The following is a 15,041-nucleotide window of genomic DNA, read 5'->3' as shown; positions in this document are numbered from 1 at the left end:
GGATTTTAATCAGAAAAGGTGAGATTGATGTTTGTTGATCAAGCAAAGATATTTATTCAATCCGGACGAGGAGGAAATGGAGCAGTATCTTTTCGCCGGGAAAAATACATACCTAATGGAGGCCCTGATGGGGGCGATGGAGGAAGAGGCGGAGATATCATATTTGAAGTAGATCCTGGCATGAATACGTTGATGGACTTTCGTCATAAAAGACATTTTAAAGCTCAGCCTGGAGAAGATGGCGGAAAAAATAGACGACATGGAAAAGATGGAGAAGATTTGGTGATTAAAGTTCCGCCTGGAACCATCATAAGAGAAGCAGAGACTGGCAAAATTATGCTTGATATGACGGGAGAAACTGAAAGAAAAATATTGCTTAAAGGTGGTCGAGGCGGAAGAGGCAATCAGCATTTCGCGACTTCAACAAGACAGGCACCCAGATATGCAGAAAGAGGACAAGAAGGTAAAGAGTACTGGGTTATTCTTGAACTGAAAATGATTGCAGATGTAGGATTAATAGGCTTTCCTAATGTCGGTAAATCGACTTTATTGTCTGTGATTACCAATGCATCACCTAAAATAGCCAATTATCATTTTACTACCCTTAATCCAAACTTAGGCGTTGTTCACAATCAATATGGAAGAGATTTTGTTATTGCAGATATACCTGGACTTATTGAAGGAGCCCATGAGGGTATAGGATTAGGACATGATTTTTTAAGACATATTGAAAGAACTAAAGTTCTGGTTCATGTTGTGGATGCTGCAGCCCTCGAAGGTCGTGATCCTGTAGAAGACGTTGAAAAAATAAATTATGAGTTGGCTGCATATAATGAAGAATTATTAAAACGTCCACAAATAATCGTTGCAAATAAGACAGACATCCCTGAGAGTGAAGAAAATGTATTAAAATTAAAAGAAAAATACGAATCGCAAGGTATAAAAGTGATTCCGATTTCAGCTGCAACAAGAAAAGGGATACAGCCATTACTCATAGAAATTCATAATCTATTAGAAAAAGCAGATGCAGATCCTATTAAGTTTAAAGAAGAATTTGAGTTCTTTGAAGAAAAAGAAGAAGTTCATGAACCTTTTACAATAGAAAAGCTTGGAGAACATTATTATGTTGTAGAAGGGGTAGGAGTAGAAAAAATGATTGGATACACGAATTTAGAATCTGAAAAAGGTTTTGCCTTTTTTCAAAAATATCTTCGTGAACATGGAATTATCGATGCATTGGAAGAACAAGGTATTCAAGAAGGTGATACCGTAAAAATTTATGATTTGGAATTTGAATACTATAAATAATGTTATATAATAAAGCCGTATAAATATATCCGGCTTTATTCTTTCGAAGGAGGCAAATTATATGCTTACGAGTAAACAAAGAGCTTATCTTAGGAGTTTAGCCAATACCATAGATCCTATTTTTCAAGTGGGAAAAGGAGGAGTAACTCCTGAATTGACTCAGGCTATTGATGATGCTTTAGAAAAAAGAGAACTAATAAAAATTAATGTTTTAAATAATTGTATGATGTCGCCAAGGGAAGTTTGTGATATACTTCATGAGAGAACTCATTCTGAACCGGTTCAAGTCATTGGAAAGAAAATTGTTTTATATAGACCTTCTAAAGAAAAACCGTCCATAGAATTACCGAAATAAGCTTTAATTTACGAAAGGACAAGCATTATTATGAGAAATGTAATTGATCAGGTTCCCAAATCTTTAGCAATTATGGGAGGAACTTTTGATCCAATCCATTACGGGCATTTAGTTACTGCTGAAGCAGTACGATATGAATTTAATATTGATCAGGTATTGTTTATGCCTACAGGTCATCCGCCTCACAAGTCACAAGAAAATATCACTCATAGTGAACATAGATATTTGATGACTGTGTTGGCTACAGCCACAAATTCTCATTTTAATGTTTCCAGACTGGAAATAGACCGTAAAGGTATAACCTATACGATTGATACGATTAAAGATTTAATTAGAATTTATGGAGAAAATGTAGAACTTTATTTTATTACTGGAGCAGATGCTCTGAGTCATATTTTTACTTGGAAAGATGCAGAAGAACTGCTTAAAATGTGTACTTTTGTTGCTGTAACCAGACCAGAGTATCATAAAGAAGAATTAATTGAAAAAGTAGAGATTATTAGAAATTATTATCAATCAAAAATTCATTTTTTGGAAGTTCCTGCTCTTTCAATTTCTTCAACCAATATTAGAGAAAGAGTAAAAAAAGGAATGCCGATAAAATACTTATTGCCTGAATCTGTTGAAAACTATATCTATAAATTTAAATTGTATTTATAAGAGGGATGAAAAATGTTAGAATTTAAAGATATGCAAGAAAAGCTTCAATCTGCTCTTTCTCCCAAAAGATTTATTCACACTTTGGGGGTAGTTGAAACTGCACTTCAATTAGGACATATATATAATATAGACGAAGAAAAAGTAAAAGTTTCGGCGCTTTTACATGATTGTGCAAAGGATATCCCTAATACTTTAAAACTTCGTTTGTGTAAAGAATATCATATACCTCTGGATGAGATTCTGCTTCAGGATATTGAATTATCACACAGTTTTTTAGGAGCAGAAATAGCGAAGAGAGATTACAGGGTAAAAGATGAGGAGATTCTTAATGCTATCAGGTACCATACAACAGGCAGAGCTCATATGTCTGTACTGGAAAAAATTATATATTTGGCAGATTATATAGAGCCTAACCGTACATCATTTAAAGGCTTGGAAGAAGTAAGACAGTATGTTACTCACGATTTGGATCGGGCAATGGAAACAGCGTTAAAAAATACTATTGAGTATCTTGCAAAAAATGATAGAGTAATACATCCATTAACGATAGAAGCCCTCGAATTTATTCATTCTAAAAAGGAGGATTAATATTGAATCAATTGGAGCAATCAAGAGAAATTATCAAAATAGCATATCATGTTTTGGAAGATAAAAAAGGAGAAGACATAAAAGTATTGGATATACATGAAGTATCTGTTATTGCAGATTATTTTATTATTGCGTCTGGAAAAAATGTTAACCAGGTGCAAGCTATGGCAGAAGCAGTAGAAGAGGAATTAATAAAAAATAATTTCAAACTGGTTCATAAAGAAGGGTATCATTCATCAGGATGGATTTTATTAGATTTCGGCTCTGTAGTGATCCATGTGTTTGACAAAGAAGTGAGAGATTTTTATTGTCTGGAAAGATTGTGGAGGGATGCTCCAGCAATTTCAGTAGATACATTATAACGCTCGATATATCATCGAGCGTTATCTTTTTTGGATATCTTTTGTGAATTTAAGTTTGCTTCTTGACATATAGCGTCTTCGCTTTTTTCTTTTAGATGAATTAATCATGATAATCAAAATACCAAATAAAACTAAAAGAATTACTATTGTAGAAACGATCATAATTACTATGCGCAGATATTTATTCTGGTTCTCAAAATTATATGTCGTTTTGTCAACATTGCTTGAAGAAACAGGCTGAAGCATTTCTATACTATCTCCAGTAATCAAATTAACTTGTCCGATAATTTTATTTTGAAAGATCAAATCCAGTGTACCTGCCAATTGATTTTTATGTATAGGGGTTTGTAATTCGCTAGGAATGGATACCCTTTTAATTATATTATCTTTTTGAATACCTTTTGGAATAAGGCAAGTAAAATCTTCTTCCGCATATACTTCAATACTGCCTTGATATTCTTTCTTATCATTTATAATAGACACCACCGGAACACTTACAACAGGTGATTTTTTGTTTAATATGGTGACCATTTCAAAATGATCGAAACCATAATCCAATAAATTTCTGGTATCATCATACATAGCCTGTTTTTCAGATTTTAAGGTAACAACAATGAGTTCGATACCATTTCTCTCAGCATAAGTCACTAAAGTATGACTGGCTTCATTTGTAAATCCTGTTTTACCCCCTATACATCCTTCATAATATGAATTAGCATATGCTTTTTGATTGAAAAGTCGATGTTGATGAGATAAATATCTTGGTTCGTCTACTAAATTGGTAGGGGGTATTATATATGTAGCAGTTCCGATGATTTCGCGAAAAGTATCATATTTAAGAGCTTCTCTTGCAATAAGAGCCATATCGTATGCGGTGGTATAATGGTTTTCATTATGCAGACCGTGGGGGTTTACAAAATTCGTATGATAAGCTCCTATTTCTTTTGCTCTATCAGTCATATGTTCTGCGAATTTCTCTATAGAACCATCTATATATTCCGCAATCGCATTAGAGACTTCGTTTGCAGACATTAGAAGCATTCCATGCAAAGCATCTCTTAAAGTAATTTGTTCTCCTTCCCTCATTCCTATATGACTGCTTCCATATTCAATACTATGTACTGCTTCATAAGAAAAGGTAATAATATCATCTAAATTCCCATTTTCAACTGCCAATAATGCAGTCATGATCTTTGTTATGCTGGCGGGAAATTGCCTTTTATGAATATTTTTTTCATACAAAACAGCTCCAGTTTTAGCATCTATTAAAATTGCAGAATCTGATTGAATAATTGGCTCATTTTGGGCAAAGATTTTAGATGGTATAAAATTAACAGAAGATACCACTAAAATCAAAATCAATAATACAGATATTTTTCTGCCCAGAAAACGGGTAGAATACATTATTAAACTCCTCTCATCATGGTCTCAGTTTTCAGTATAGCAAAAAAAATATGTTTAGGCAAAGAAAATCATACATTTTAATATCTCAATTGGTAAAGGTGGTATATGTGAATAAGAAATATATACTTTATGCATGCATTATAGTAGTATTTACAATATGTGGAACATTATACATTGATAAAAAGTTCGAAGGAATCGAAGAAAAAGAGGTTATGATAAGTGAATTGCAGATGCTAGAATCTAATATGGAATTAGAATCGGATCATACTCATAAAGCGATCCTTGAACCTATCGAAGAACAAGTGGAAAAAGAAAGTAAACCTTTGTTATGTACTGTCTATATTTGTGGAGCAGTGCATAATCCTAATGTTTATACATTAAATGAAGGAAGCCGTATAATTGATGTTTTGAATATGGCAGGAGGAGCTTTGGAAGATGCAGATTTAGACCAATTAAATTTAGCAGAAAAAATACATGATTCGCAAAAAATTTATGTACCAAAAAAGGGAGAACAAATTGACAAATCTCCTTTAAAAGTGGAAAATAGAGAAGGGAAGGCATTTACAGAAGAGTTCACAGATGGTCTCATAAACATTAATACAGCTTCAGCAGAGCAGCTTATGACTTTGCCGGGAATAGGTGCTGCTATTGCCCAAAATATTATAGAATATCGAGAAAGCAATGGTCCTTTCTCGTCTATCGAAGAGATTCAGAATGTGTCAAGAATTGGGCAAAAAACTTTCTTGAAAATTAAAGACAAAATTACTGTACGATAGGTAGGGAGGATATTATGGGAAACAAGGTTCTTGTTGTTGATGATGAAAAATTGATCGTAAAAGGGATTAAATTCAGCTTGGAGCAAGATAATTTAGTAGTGGATGCCGCTTACGACGGAGAAGAAGCGTTGGAAATGGCAAAAAGCAATCAGTACGATTTGATTATTTTAGATGTAATGCTTCCCAAAATTGATGGTTTAAGTGTATGTCAACAAATCCGAGAGTTTTCTGATGTGCCTATTATCATGCTCACCGCCAAAGGAGAAGATATGGACAAAATTATGGGGTTGGAATATGGCGCGGATGATTACTTGACGAAACCATTTAATATATTGGAACTGAAAGCGAGAATAAAAGCGATTTTAAGAAGGGTGACTCATGTAGAAAATGTAAGTGACAAGAAAAAGATAAAAACCAATGGTTTAGAGATGGAAATTAGCAGCAGAAGAGTATTTGTCAGAGGAAAAGAAGTAAATTTAACAGCTAAAGAATTTGATATGTTGGAATTATTTGCATCTAATCCTGGAAAAGTTTACAGCAGAGAAAGTCTATTGAATACCATATGGGGATATGATTACCCAGGGGATGTTAGAACCGTTGATGTTCATGTGCGAAGGCTTCGAGAAAAGATAGAGGAAAATCCCAGTCAGCCGGAATTTATTCACACAAAATGGGGAGTTGGTTATTATTTTAAAGATTAGATTCAAGCATTTTCATAGCTTGCGATGGAAAATATTGCTTATTTTTATGTTGATTAGTTTTTTGCCTTTGATGCTTTTTTCCATGACCTTATATAAAAGATTGGAAAACCATTATATTGAAGAGCGAAAAGCTGAATTATTAAGGCAAGCCAATGTAACAGCAGGTCATATCGTTATCGGTAAATATTTACTGGATGATACTAAAAAAGAATTGTTTGCCTATGAAATGGAACAGACCAGCAAAGAAATTGAAGCCAGGGTAATAGTAGTAGATGCACAGGGGTTTGAAGCCTATGACTCTAATCGAACAGAGCAAACTCTTGAAAACAAAAAGACCCATGTATACAAAGAGATTCTTCAGGCACTTCAAGGCAATGACAAAGCAGAAAAACAGAGTAATAACATTATCAATGCAGCAGCTTCTATTGTGGATGAAAATAAAATAATAGGAGCCGTAATGATTTCTGCGCCCATTGATGATATGGTGAGCAAAACATTAAATACCATAAGGAAGCAATTATATCTTTTAACGATTTTAGTGAGTATGATTACAGGTATTTTAGCCTTTTTTGCTTCAGGTATTATAACAAATCCTTTAAAAAGAATGCTCAAAGTTATTCAAAAAATAACTGAGGGACATTTAGATCAGAGGATTGAAATTAAGGGAAGAGATGAATTAGCCGAATTAGGAAATGCCTTTAATCATATGACACAGCAATTATTAAAAATGGATCAATCCAGACAAGAATTTGTTTCAAACGTTTCTCATGAATTAAAAACGCCTTTAAGCTCTATTAAAGTTTTAAGTGAATCTTTATTATTTCAAGAAGATGTACCAGTAGAAATGTATAAAGAATTTTTTAAGGATATTAATTCTGAAGTAGACAGGTTAACTGCTATTATAAATGATCTTTTATTTTTAGTAAAACTGGATCAAAAAGAAGTGCCTCTTACAATAAAGAATACCAATCTGAATACACTTATTGAAGAAATTTTAAAGCGTCTTCATCCTCTTGCCAATAAGAAAAATATTGAATTAATATATGAAAGCTTTAGAGATGTATACGCAGAAGTTGATGAAATGAAGCTTACTTTAGCGATATCTAATTTAGTTGAAAATGGAATCAAGTATACTCCTGAAGATGGAATAGTAAGAGTGACAGTGGATGCTGATCATCAAAATGCATTTATTAAAGTTATAGATACGGGAATAGGCATTCCTGAAGAGGAACAAGATAAAATTTTTCAACGTTTTTATCGAGTAGATAAAACCAGAGATCGTGAAACGGGGGGAACTGGACTAGGGTTGTCCATTACTTACAGAACCGTTTTGCTGCACCAAGGAAGTATCAAAGTTAACAGTAAGGAAGGAGAAGGTTCTGAATTTATTGTAAGAATACCTCTAAAGCAAAGTTCATAGTTTTGTAATATCTATTTGTTATGATTGTAAAAATATTAGTTTATAATGAATGAAGCTGTACTTAGTACTTTATAAACTTTGAATGGATGAAAATTTGATACTCATTAGAGGTGATAAAATGAAATTTAAAAATAAGATCATATTAGGATTTACTGTTATTTTTTCTTTTTTTATAGTGCTGATTTCCTTGGTAAGCTGCAGAATAGCAAATAATAAAACAAAGACCTCTGAAGGAACAGAGTTGACCTTATTTTTTATTAACAGCAATAAGTCTCAACTGGTAGAAGAAAAACGAGTTGTACAATTGGAGAGTAAAGAAGATTTAATTAAGTATTCCATAGAAGAGTTAAAAAAGATACCTAAAACAGTAGGTCTTCAACCTCCTATTCCCCAAGACATACAGATTAAAAGTATGGTATTGGAGAAAGACTTGCTTAAAATTGATATTTCTTCTCATTATAATGATTTATCTGCTCAAGATCAGGTTTTACTTCGAGCAGCTCTGGTTAAAACTTTGACTGAATTTGATTTTATTAACCAGGTAGAAATTTCTATTGATGGAGAACCGCTGGTTGGAACTGATGGAAAACCGATTGGGCCAATGTCTCAGGAGGATATTGTTTTGGAGCCATCCAATGTTTTAACTACATCCAATTTACAGACGGTTAAATTATATTTTTCTGATAAAAATGGGGAAAAATTAGTTATGGAAGAAAGAACCATAGAAGTTAATCCCAATGTTCCAGTAGAAAAATATATTGTGGAGGAATTGATTAAAGGTCCCCAAAGCTCTGACTTATTGCCAACAATTCCTGTAGAAACAACTATAAAAGATATAGAAACCAAAGATGGTATTTGTTATGTGGATTTAAGCAATGAATTTAAAACCAAACATGCAGGAGGATCTACGGGGGAAACCTTTACGATTTATTCTATTGTAAATTCCCTTACAGAGCTTTCGAATGTCAAAAAAGTACAGTTTTTAATCGAAGGAGAAAAGCAACAAGAGTTTAAAGGACATTATGATTTTAGTGGTCCTTTTGAGAGAGATGAAAGTTTAATCAGCGAATAAGAAAATATGGAGGATAAAAATGAGACGTCCGCTCATTTGGATGTTTTTGTTCTATTTGCTAGGGATTTTAGGGGGACAGTATTGCTTGACAACAAGTAGTACTGTTCTCTTTTTATTTATTTCTTTAAGTATTATTGTATACTTGTATTATAAATTTCAGTGGAATGGAATACTTCTTTTTCCATTATTTTTGATGCTTGGATGTATCCGCATGGAACAGAGCCTTTATTCTTCTGATCCATTGTTGGAATCTTTGATTCAAAATAATCTATCTGATAACAAAGTTCAGGTTGTTGGAATGGTTAAGCGTATCGATTCTTATAAGGATGATCAAATCATTTGTATCATGAAAACGAAAAAAATGATTTATATGAATAAAGTATTTACTAAACCAATTAAAATAAAAGCGTATCTCAAATATGGTGAAAAAATCGATTATGGGGATTTGATTCAAGTAGAGGGTGAAATCATAACCTTTGAGCCTCTTAGAAATCCAGGAGGCTGGAATGAAGCTTTTTATATGAAGACTAGGGGAATAGATTATAAGTTATTTGGAGATCTAAAAAGTATCCAACCATATAAAAGAAATTTCCTTTCCATTTTATTAAATTTAAGAGACCGATGGATAAAAATATATGATAGCTTGCTTCCTTCAAAGCAGTCTGCCATACTAAAAACCATGATTCTTGGGAGCAAAAGCGACTTGGATCAAGATCAAAAATCCATGTTTCAGCAGGCAGGTATTTCCCATATTTTAGCTATTTCTGGATTGCATATCTCTATTATTGCAGCATTACTATGGTGGATCTTTAAAAATCTAAAAATTCCCAATCATGTTAACATATTTTCTATATTGCTCATATTATGGATCTATTGCATTCTTACAGGTTTAAGTATATCTACGGTTAGAGCAGTGTTAATGATTACAGTGGTACTTTTAGGGAAAATTCTAAGAAGAACTTATGATATTTGTACCTCAATTGCGTTGGCAGCTTTTATTATACTTATTAAGCAGCCCCTTTTTCTTTGGGATGCTGGCTTTCAATTATCTTTTATGGCTGTTTTAGGATTGATTTTTTTAAGTCCTGTTTTTAACAAGATATTTTGGTTGCCGAAATCCATTCGTGTTACCGTATCTTCTTCCATGGGGGCAGGGCTTGCAACTTTGCCTATAGTATCGTATCATTTTTATTATGTTTCGATTGTTGGTTTTATATTAAATTTGATTATTGTTCCATTGGCCGCTTTTGTCGTTTGGCTTGGATTTTTAGCTGGAGTTTTGGGCTTTTTTTGGAACAATGGCGCAAAATTTGTAATTGGTAGTGTTTACTATATTTTGTGTTTCTATGAGTGGATATCAAAACTTTTTCTTCACTTGCCGTTTGGGAATTTGATTACAGGAGCTCCCTCCATTTGTGAAATAGCAGGATATTATATTATTCTTGCAATTTTTGTTTTATATGTATCCTATAAAAGAGTATATAATTTTGATCATAAAATATTGTATTGTATTCCTATAATAGGTATATTATTATGGATTACTGTTTTAGTTACGCCAAGATCATTTGAATTGACAGTCCTGGATGTGGGACAAGGAGATGCCATAGCTATACACACAAAAAATAATAAAAATTTATTAATTGACGGAGGAGAAAAAGATGCAAGTAAGGTGTTGATTCCTTATTTTCATTATAAAGGTGTTTCTTCATTAGATGCAGTTTTCTTAACTCATCCCGATAAAGATCATCTTTTTGGTTTATTAGGATTACTTGAGAAAATGGATATAAAGAAAATATTTGTTTCTGCAAAAGACCTTGGTCATGATGAAACATATCATCAATTTATTATGAAAGCGAAGGCTTTAGGAATTCCTTGCTATCTGTTAAAACAAGGAGATACAATCGTATTTGATGATACCATTGTACAATGTCTGCATCCAAAATCCAATGAAGCAGAAGTTTATGATGAAAGTTGGAACAAGGCGTCCATGGTTCTCAGAGTGATCAATAAAAAAGTTTCTTATTTATTAACAGGAGATATAGAAGAAGAACAGGAAAATAGTATAGTTAATTTTTACAAACCAATCCAAACAGATTTTTTAAAAGCACCTCATCATGGTTCAAAGACTTCTTCTACTGAAAATTTTTTGAATTGGTGCAGTCCTAAGCATGTTTTCATAAGCTGTGGAAAAGGCAATAGATACGGTCATCCACATGCCGAAGTCCTAGAAAGATACAATCGCCACGAAATTTCTGTAACGACTACAGCAAAAAGCGGAGCAATTATTGTAAATTCAAATGGCAGAGACTATAAAATAAATACTATGATTAAAGAAAATAGGGGAAATGCATATGATGCAGTTAAAAGAACAGCTCAAAAAAAATATTTTTCAGCCAGCCTACTTATTTTATGGGGAGGAGCAATTCTTAAAAAAACATTACTTAGAGGAAATACAGAAAAAACTCATTCCTTCCGAACTTCAGATGATGAATTTGACAGTTTTTGAAGGGAAAGCAATTCCTGCAAGTCAAATAATCGAAAATATGGAGCTTCTCCCTTTTATGGGAGAAAAAAGATTAGTAATTGTTAAAAATTCAGAGCTCTTTCTTTCAGGTAGAAAAAATGATACAGAGCTTATGAGCAATTATATACCTAATATTCCACCTACCAGCTGTATAGTATTTTTAGAAGATACGGTGGATAAAAGAAATAAACTATTTAAATTAATGCATGCAAAAAATTATACTGTGGAATGTGAGTCTCTTAAAGAAAATGATTTGCTTGTATGGATTAAAAGAGAATTTAACAGAAAAAATAAAAATATTGATAGTAAAGCAGGTATATATATGCTTCGTATGGTTGGCACATCTATGGAGAACTTAGCCAATGAAATTCAGAAACTTATTGATTACATGGAAGAAAGAAAAGATGTGACTACTAAAGACATAGATGATATATGTATAAAATCTATCGATGCCCATATTTTTGATCTTGTTAAAGCGATGGGATATAAGAAAGTTGATCAGGCTTTAGAGATTTATTCCAATCTTATTTTGATTAAAGAGCCGCCTATTAGGATTTTGTCCATGCTAACAAGACAAATAAGATTGATCTTACAGGTTAAATATCTTTATAGTCAAGGCTTAGGCCAAAAAGAGATTACTGAAATATTGAAACAACCTTCTTTCGTGATTGGTGATTGCTTGAAACAATCTCAGCTTTTTGCGATTGAAAAGTTAAAAGAAGCCATTGAAGATTGTTTACAAACAGATATGGATATTAAGACTGGTAAAATGGATGGAGAATTGGCAGTTGAAATGCTTTTATTGAAACATAGCAAATAAAAGCAAAAATGACCACTATGCAAGTGGTCATTTTAATTATGCTCCCATTTTATTTACAAGCTTAGCTAAGCTAGCTTTCTTTCTGGCAGCAGTATTTTTATGAAAAACACCTTTAGAAGCAGCCTTATCGATTTCAGCGGCAGCTTTTGATAAAGCGATTTTAGCATCTTCTAAATTTCCATTTTCAACAGCCAATACTACCTTCTTCATAGCTGTTTTAACTTTGGATTTGATAATGCGATTTCTTAAAGTTTTTGTTTGGATTACTTTAATTCTCTTTTTTGCAGATTTAATATTTGCCATCTTGTCACCTCCTCATTGGCTGTATGGTTGGACGAGACACATCTTTTATTGGGGAATAATAGATGGATTATTCTATAATCAAACATAGTTTATTTTAATAGAAAACAATCAAGAAGTCAATGAATATCTCAAAAAATACTGGAAAAAATATATTTGCATATATATCCAAGGATTTCTACACATATATAATAGCCAAGATTAAAAAAAATATTAATATATTTACTAAAAATTTAATGAGGAGTTGTATATGATGAAGGATGATTTTCATTTTAGTATACGCACTGATTTGGCAATAGAAACAAGAGAAATGGTAAGAAAAGAGCAAGATGTGGAAGTCCCGGGGGTAAAAGTAACAGTTGAAGAACAAAAAGATAAGGAAATTACTGTTACTTGGGTGGAAATTATGAATGAAGAAGGGGCAAATCAAATGGGAAAACCCATTGGAAATTATGTTACTGTGGAAAGCCCTCTTATGAAAGAAAATGATGTAGAAGCTCATGAAGAAATCATTAGAGTCCTTGCAAAACAACTGGTTAAAATCAAAAAATTGAAAGAAGATGCTGTGATTCTAGTTGTAGGTTTGGGAAACTGGAACGTAACTCCCGATGCACTGGGACCTAAAGTTGTTTCAAGGATTATGGTAACAAGACATTTGCTTGCACACGTACCTGAGCAAATTGATGAATCCGTACGTCCTGTCAGTGCAATTGCGCCTGGAGTTATGGGTTTAACAGGAATTGAAACCAGTGAAATTGTTGAAGGAGTTGTTGAAAAAGTAAAACCGGATTTGGTTATAGCCATTGATGCCCTTGCATCACGAAAAACCAGCCGAGTAAATGCAACAATTCAAATTGCTGATACAGGAGTCCATCCCGGTTCCGGTGTTGGGAACAAACGAAAAGGTTTAACAGAAGAAACTTTGGGTGTACCTGTAATCGCAATTGGAGTCCCGACTGTTGTAGATGCTGCAACTTTAGTGAATGATACAATAGACCATATCATTGATGCAATGATTAATGAATATGAATCTTCCAATAAAGAATCGGACTTTTATAAAATGCTTCAGAGATTAAATGAACAGGAAAAATATCAATTAATACGGGAAATTTTAAATCCTTATGTGGGAGATTTATTTGTTACTCCTAAGGAAATTGATGCTGTAATTGATCGACTGGCATATATTATCTCAAATGCAATCAATATAGCTTTTCATCCGGGAATAGATTTAAAAGATATTAACAGGTATAAATAATGATTAGTAATCATAATGCACCCTTCATGATAATAAGATATATAAAGTGCATATACCTTAAGATAATCATGTAGGGGGCATTACATTGGTAAGAATTCATACGATTAGTTTAGGAAGAATTAAGTCAAAATTAATTACAATAGTAATCATTTTGCTGTCATGTTTGTTTTTAAGCAGATTAATAAATTCTGGTAACAAATATGTAAAAATCAATTCAGGATCTGAATTTCCAATGATCACACAAGAAATAGAAGAACATTCTCTGGATTCTGAATGGTATAAAAAAGTGTTAGAAGAGACTATCCCATATGTCGATGGATATTCAAATGATGGACATACTGTCAAAGATTTTGCTAAAAGTATATTCTCATTGATTACAGATATTGACTGGGATAATATGAATACTGTATTGGAAGAAATTATCCCTCTTGCAAGATATATAAACAGTAATGCCGTTCAATATACGCAAAATGTAATTGAAGTGGATGGCATGTTTGATGACTATGCAAGCAATAATGAAATTGTACAACCAAATGATGAAGACTATTATCCAATAGATTCAGAAGATGCGGATGTTTTTGAAGATCCTTTTGCTTCTACCAGTGTAAAATATTCTGGGTCACAGCTTAGGGATATTAATTTTTTGCAGAGAAATTTTTATAACTTCGAAGGAGATTTAAAATTAACTTATGTGGATCTTCCGGCTGCAGAGCTCATTAACAGAAATATTTCTTTGAAAAAGCAATCTAATAAACCTCAAATTCTTATTTTTCATACCCATTCTCAGGAACACTATGCGGATGGCGATCCAAATCAATTAGATGATGGGGTAGTTGGACTGGGCGAAGTCCTTGCCAAAATACTTCATGAGGAGTATGGTATAGGAGTCTTGCATAATAAGGGGCAATATGATGTTGTGCAAGGAAAACTCATGCGTGATGGAAGCTATGAAAGAATGGAACCAGCTATTCGAAAAATATTGCAGCAAAACCCATCTATAGAAGTGCTCATTGATTTACATAGAGATGGCATTGAGAAGGGCAAATTAGTAACTACAATCGATGGTAAACCTACTGCAAAGATTATGTTTGTAAACGGAATATGTAAAACCATGAAAGATGGCGAGTTAACAGAGATCACCAGTCTCCCTAATCCATATCTTATGGATAATTTGGCATTTAGTCTGCAGATGCAGCTTAAGGCTAATGAGCTCTATCCGGGCCTTATGCGAAAAATATATATTAAACCCTACAGATATAGTCTTCATATGCTTCCAAAATCATTATTAGTCGAGGTTGGAGCCAATACCAATACTGTAGAGGAAGCCAGAAACGCTATGGCACCTCTGGCTAAAATTCTCTGTGAAGTCTTAAAGGTGCAATAACAGGTATTGAGGGTTGAGATTCCATGTGTTATAATATTACGACGTATAGATATAGTTATGCCATGAAACCAACTGTAAATTAACGGTTGGTTTTATTAGATATATGCACTAA

The 15,041-nt window shown here is 33.0% G+C and carries 15 protein-coding genes; 13 read left to right on the top strand and 2 right to left on the bottom strand.

The window, feature by feature from the left end; all coding sequences use genetic code 11:
- The first annotated feature begins 27 nt into the window (after positions 1 to 27).
- From obgE to rsfS, 5 genes are all read left to right on the top strand, one after another.
- A complete protein-coding gene (gene obgE, locus JOD07_RS06675) occupies positions 28 to 1,308 on the top strand; it encodes a GTPase ObgE (RefSeq protein ID WP_204612944.1) in 1,281 nt (426 codons plus the stop codon).
- 61 nt (positions 1,309 to 1,369) lie between these two features.
- Positions 1,370 to 1,663 carry a ribosome assembly RNA-binding protein YhbY gene (gene yhbY / locus JOD07_RS06670; protein ID WP_158739201.1) on the top strand — a complete coding sequence of 98 codons (294 nt, stop codon included), beginning with the start codon at positions 1,370 to 1,372 and terminating at the stop codon, positions 1,661 to 1,663.
- A 30-nt stretch (positions 1,664 to 1,693) separates the two neighbouring features.
- Positions 1,694 to 2,323 carry a nicotinate-nucleotide adenylyltransferase gene (gene nadD / locus JOD07_RS06665; protein ID WP_158739200.1) on the top strand — a complete coding sequence of 210 codons (630 nt, stop codon included), beginning with the start codon at positions 1,694 to 1,696 and terminating at the stop codon, positions 2,321 to 2,323.
- 12 nt (positions 2,324 to 2,335) lie between these two features.
- A complete protein-coding gene (gene yqeK, locus JOD07_RS06660) occupies positions 2,336 to 2,911 on the top strand; it encodes a bis(5'-nucleosyl)-tetraphosphatase (symmetrical) YqeK (protein ID WP_158739199.1) in 576 nt (191 codons plus the stop codon).
- A gap of 11 nt (positions 2,912 to 2,922) precedes the next feature.
- Complete coding sequence (gene rsfS / locus JOD07_RS06655; RefSeq protein ID WP_158739289.1) at positions 2,923 to 3,273, top strand: ribosome silencing factor; 351 nt, start codon at positions 2,923 to 2,925, stop codon at positions 3,271 to 3,273.
- A gap of 21 nt (positions 3,274 to 3,294) precedes the next feature.
- On the opposite strand, the gene JOD07_RS06650 is transcribed toward rsfS, so the two are convergent.
- Positions 3,295 to 4,677, bottom strand: a complete 1,383-nt coding sequence (locus JOD07_RS06650; protein WP_158739198.1) for a D-alanyl-D-alanine carboxypeptidase family protein — start codon at positions 4,675 to 4,677, stop codon at positions 3,295 to 3,297.
- Positions 4,678 to 4,784: 107 nt separating this feature from the next.
- On the opposite strand from JOD07_RS06650, the gene JOD07_RS06645 reads away from it, so the two are divergent.
- From JOD07_RS06645 to holA, 6 genes are all read left to right on the top strand, one after another.
- On the top strand, positions 4,785 to 5,453 hold the full coding sequence (locus JOD07_RS06645; RefSeq protein WP_158739197.1) for a helix-hairpin-helix domain-containing protein: 669 nt from the start codon (positions 4,785 to 4,787) through the stop codon (positions 5,451 to 5,453).
- A gap of 14 nt (positions 5,454 to 5,467) precedes the next feature.
- Complete coding sequence (locus tag JOD07_RS06640; RefSeq protein WP_158739196.1) at positions 5,468 to 6,154, top strand: response regulator transcription factor; 687 nt, start codon at positions 5,468 to 5,470, stop codon at positions 6,152 to 6,154.
- 46 nt (positions 6,155 to 6,200) lie between these two features.
- Positions 6,201 to 7,574 (top strand): sensor histidine kinase, encoded by a 1,374-nt coding sequence (locus JOD07_RS06635; RefSeq protein ID WP_243144516.1) that lies wholly within the window; start codon positions 6,201 to 6,203, stop codon positions 7,572 to 7,574.
- 118 nt (positions 7,575 to 7,692) lie between these two features.
- Positions 7,693 to 8,646 (top strand): GerMN domain-containing protein, encoded by a 954-nt coding sequence (locus tag JOD07_RS06630; protein WP_158739195.1) that lies wholly within the window; start codon positions 7,693 to 7,695, stop codon positions 8,644 to 8,646.
- Between the two features lie 19 nt (positions 8,647 to 8,665).
- Positions 8,666 to 11,152, top strand: a complete 2,487-nt coding sequence (locus tag JOD07_RS06625; protein WP_330576508.1) for a DNA internalization-related competence protein ComEC/Rec2 — start codon at positions 8,666 to 8,668, stop codon at positions 11,150 to 11,152.
- A complete protein-coding gene (gene holA / locus JOD07_RS06620) occupies positions 11,097 to 11,990 on the top strand; it encodes a DNA polymerase III subunit delta (RefSeq protein WP_243144520.1) in 894 nt (297 codons plus the stop codon). The genes JOD07_RS06625 and holA overlap by 56 nt, the downstream gene beginning before the upstream one ends.
- A 36-nt stretch (positions 11,991 to 12,026) precedes the next feature.
- On the opposite strand, the gene rpsT is transcribed toward holA, so the two are convergent.
- Positions 12,027 to 12,293, bottom strand: coding sequence for a 30S ribosomal protein S20 (gene rpsT / locus JOD07_RS06615; RefSeq protein WP_158739192.1), 267 nt, complete (start codon positions 12,291 to 12,293; stop codon positions 12,027 to 12,029).
- Between the two features lie 250 nt (positions 12,294 to 12,543).
- Between rpsT and gpr the strand changes: the two genes are divergently transcribed.
- Both gpr and spoIIP read left to right on the top strand, forming a co-directional pair.
- Positions 12,544 to 13,545: a GPR endopeptidase gene (gene gpr, locus JOD07_RS06610; RefSeq protein ID WP_330576507.1), complete on the top strand. Its 1,002-nt coding sequence runs from the start codon at positions 12,544 to 12,546 to the stop codon at positions 13,543 to 13,545.
- Positions 13,546 to 13,630: 85 nt separating this feature from the next.
- On the top strand, positions 13,631 to 14,929 hold the full coding sequence (gene spoIIP, locus JOD07_RS06605; RefSeq protein ID WP_204612942.1) for a stage II sporulation protein P: 1,299 nt from the start codon (positions 13,631 to 13,633) through the stop codon (positions 14,927 to 14,929).
- Positions 14,930 to 15,041 lie beyond the last annotated feature (112 nt).

Origin of the sequence: Defluviitalea raffinosedens, from assembly GCF_016908775.1 — a bacterium.
Lineage (GTDB): Bacteria > Bacillota > Clostridia > Lachnospirales > Defluviitaleaceae > Defluviitalea > Defluviitalea raffinosedens.
Note: the sequence above shows the minus strand (reverse complement) of the source record. Positions and strands in the feature narration are given on the sequence as shown.

Bases quoted from the DNA above. Each gene is read 5' to 3' on its own strand.
- yqeK (WP_158739199.1), top strand. From the start codon at position 2,336: ATGTTAGAATTTAAAGATATGCAAGAAAAGCTTCAATCTGCTCTTTCT.
- JOD07_RS06650 (WP_158739198.1), bottom strand. From the start codon at position 4,677: ATGTATTCTACCCGTTTTCTGGGCAGAAAAATATCTGTATTATTGATT.
- gpr (WP_330576507.1), top strand. From the start codon at position 12,544: ATGAAGGATGATTTTCATTTTAGTATACGCACTGATTTGGCAATAGAA.
- JOD07_RS06640 (WP_158739196.1), top strand. From the start codon at position 5,468: ATGGGAAACAAGGTTCTTGTTGTTGATGATGAAAAATTGATCGTAAAA.
- rpsT (WP_158739192.1), bottom strand. From the start codon at position 12,293: ATGGCAAATATTAAATCTGCAAAAAAGAGAATTAAAGTAATCCAAACA.
- yhbY (WP_158739201.1), top strand. From the start codon at position 1,370: ATGCTTACGAGTAAACAAAGAGCTTATCTTAGGAGTTTAGCCAATACC.
- JOD07_RS06625 (WP_330576508.1), top strand. From the start codon at position 8,666: ATGAGACGTCCGCTCATTTGGATGTTTTTGTTCTATTTGCTAGGGATT.
- JOD07_RS06630 (WP_158739195.1), top strand. From the start codon at position 7,693: ATGAAATTTAAAAATAAGATCATATTAGGATTTACTGTTATTTTTTCT.
- obgE (WP_204612944.1), top strand. From the start codon at position 28: ATGTTTGTTGATCAAGCAAAGATATTTATTCAATCCGGACGAGGAGGA.
- nadD (WP_158739200.1), top strand. From the start codon at position 1,694: ATGAGAAATGTAATTGATCAGGTTCCCAAATCTTTAGCAATTATGGGA.
- JOD07_RS06635 (WP_243144516.1), top strand. From the start codon at position 6,201: ATGTTGATTAGTTTTTTGCCTTTGATGCTTTTTTCCATGACCTTATAT.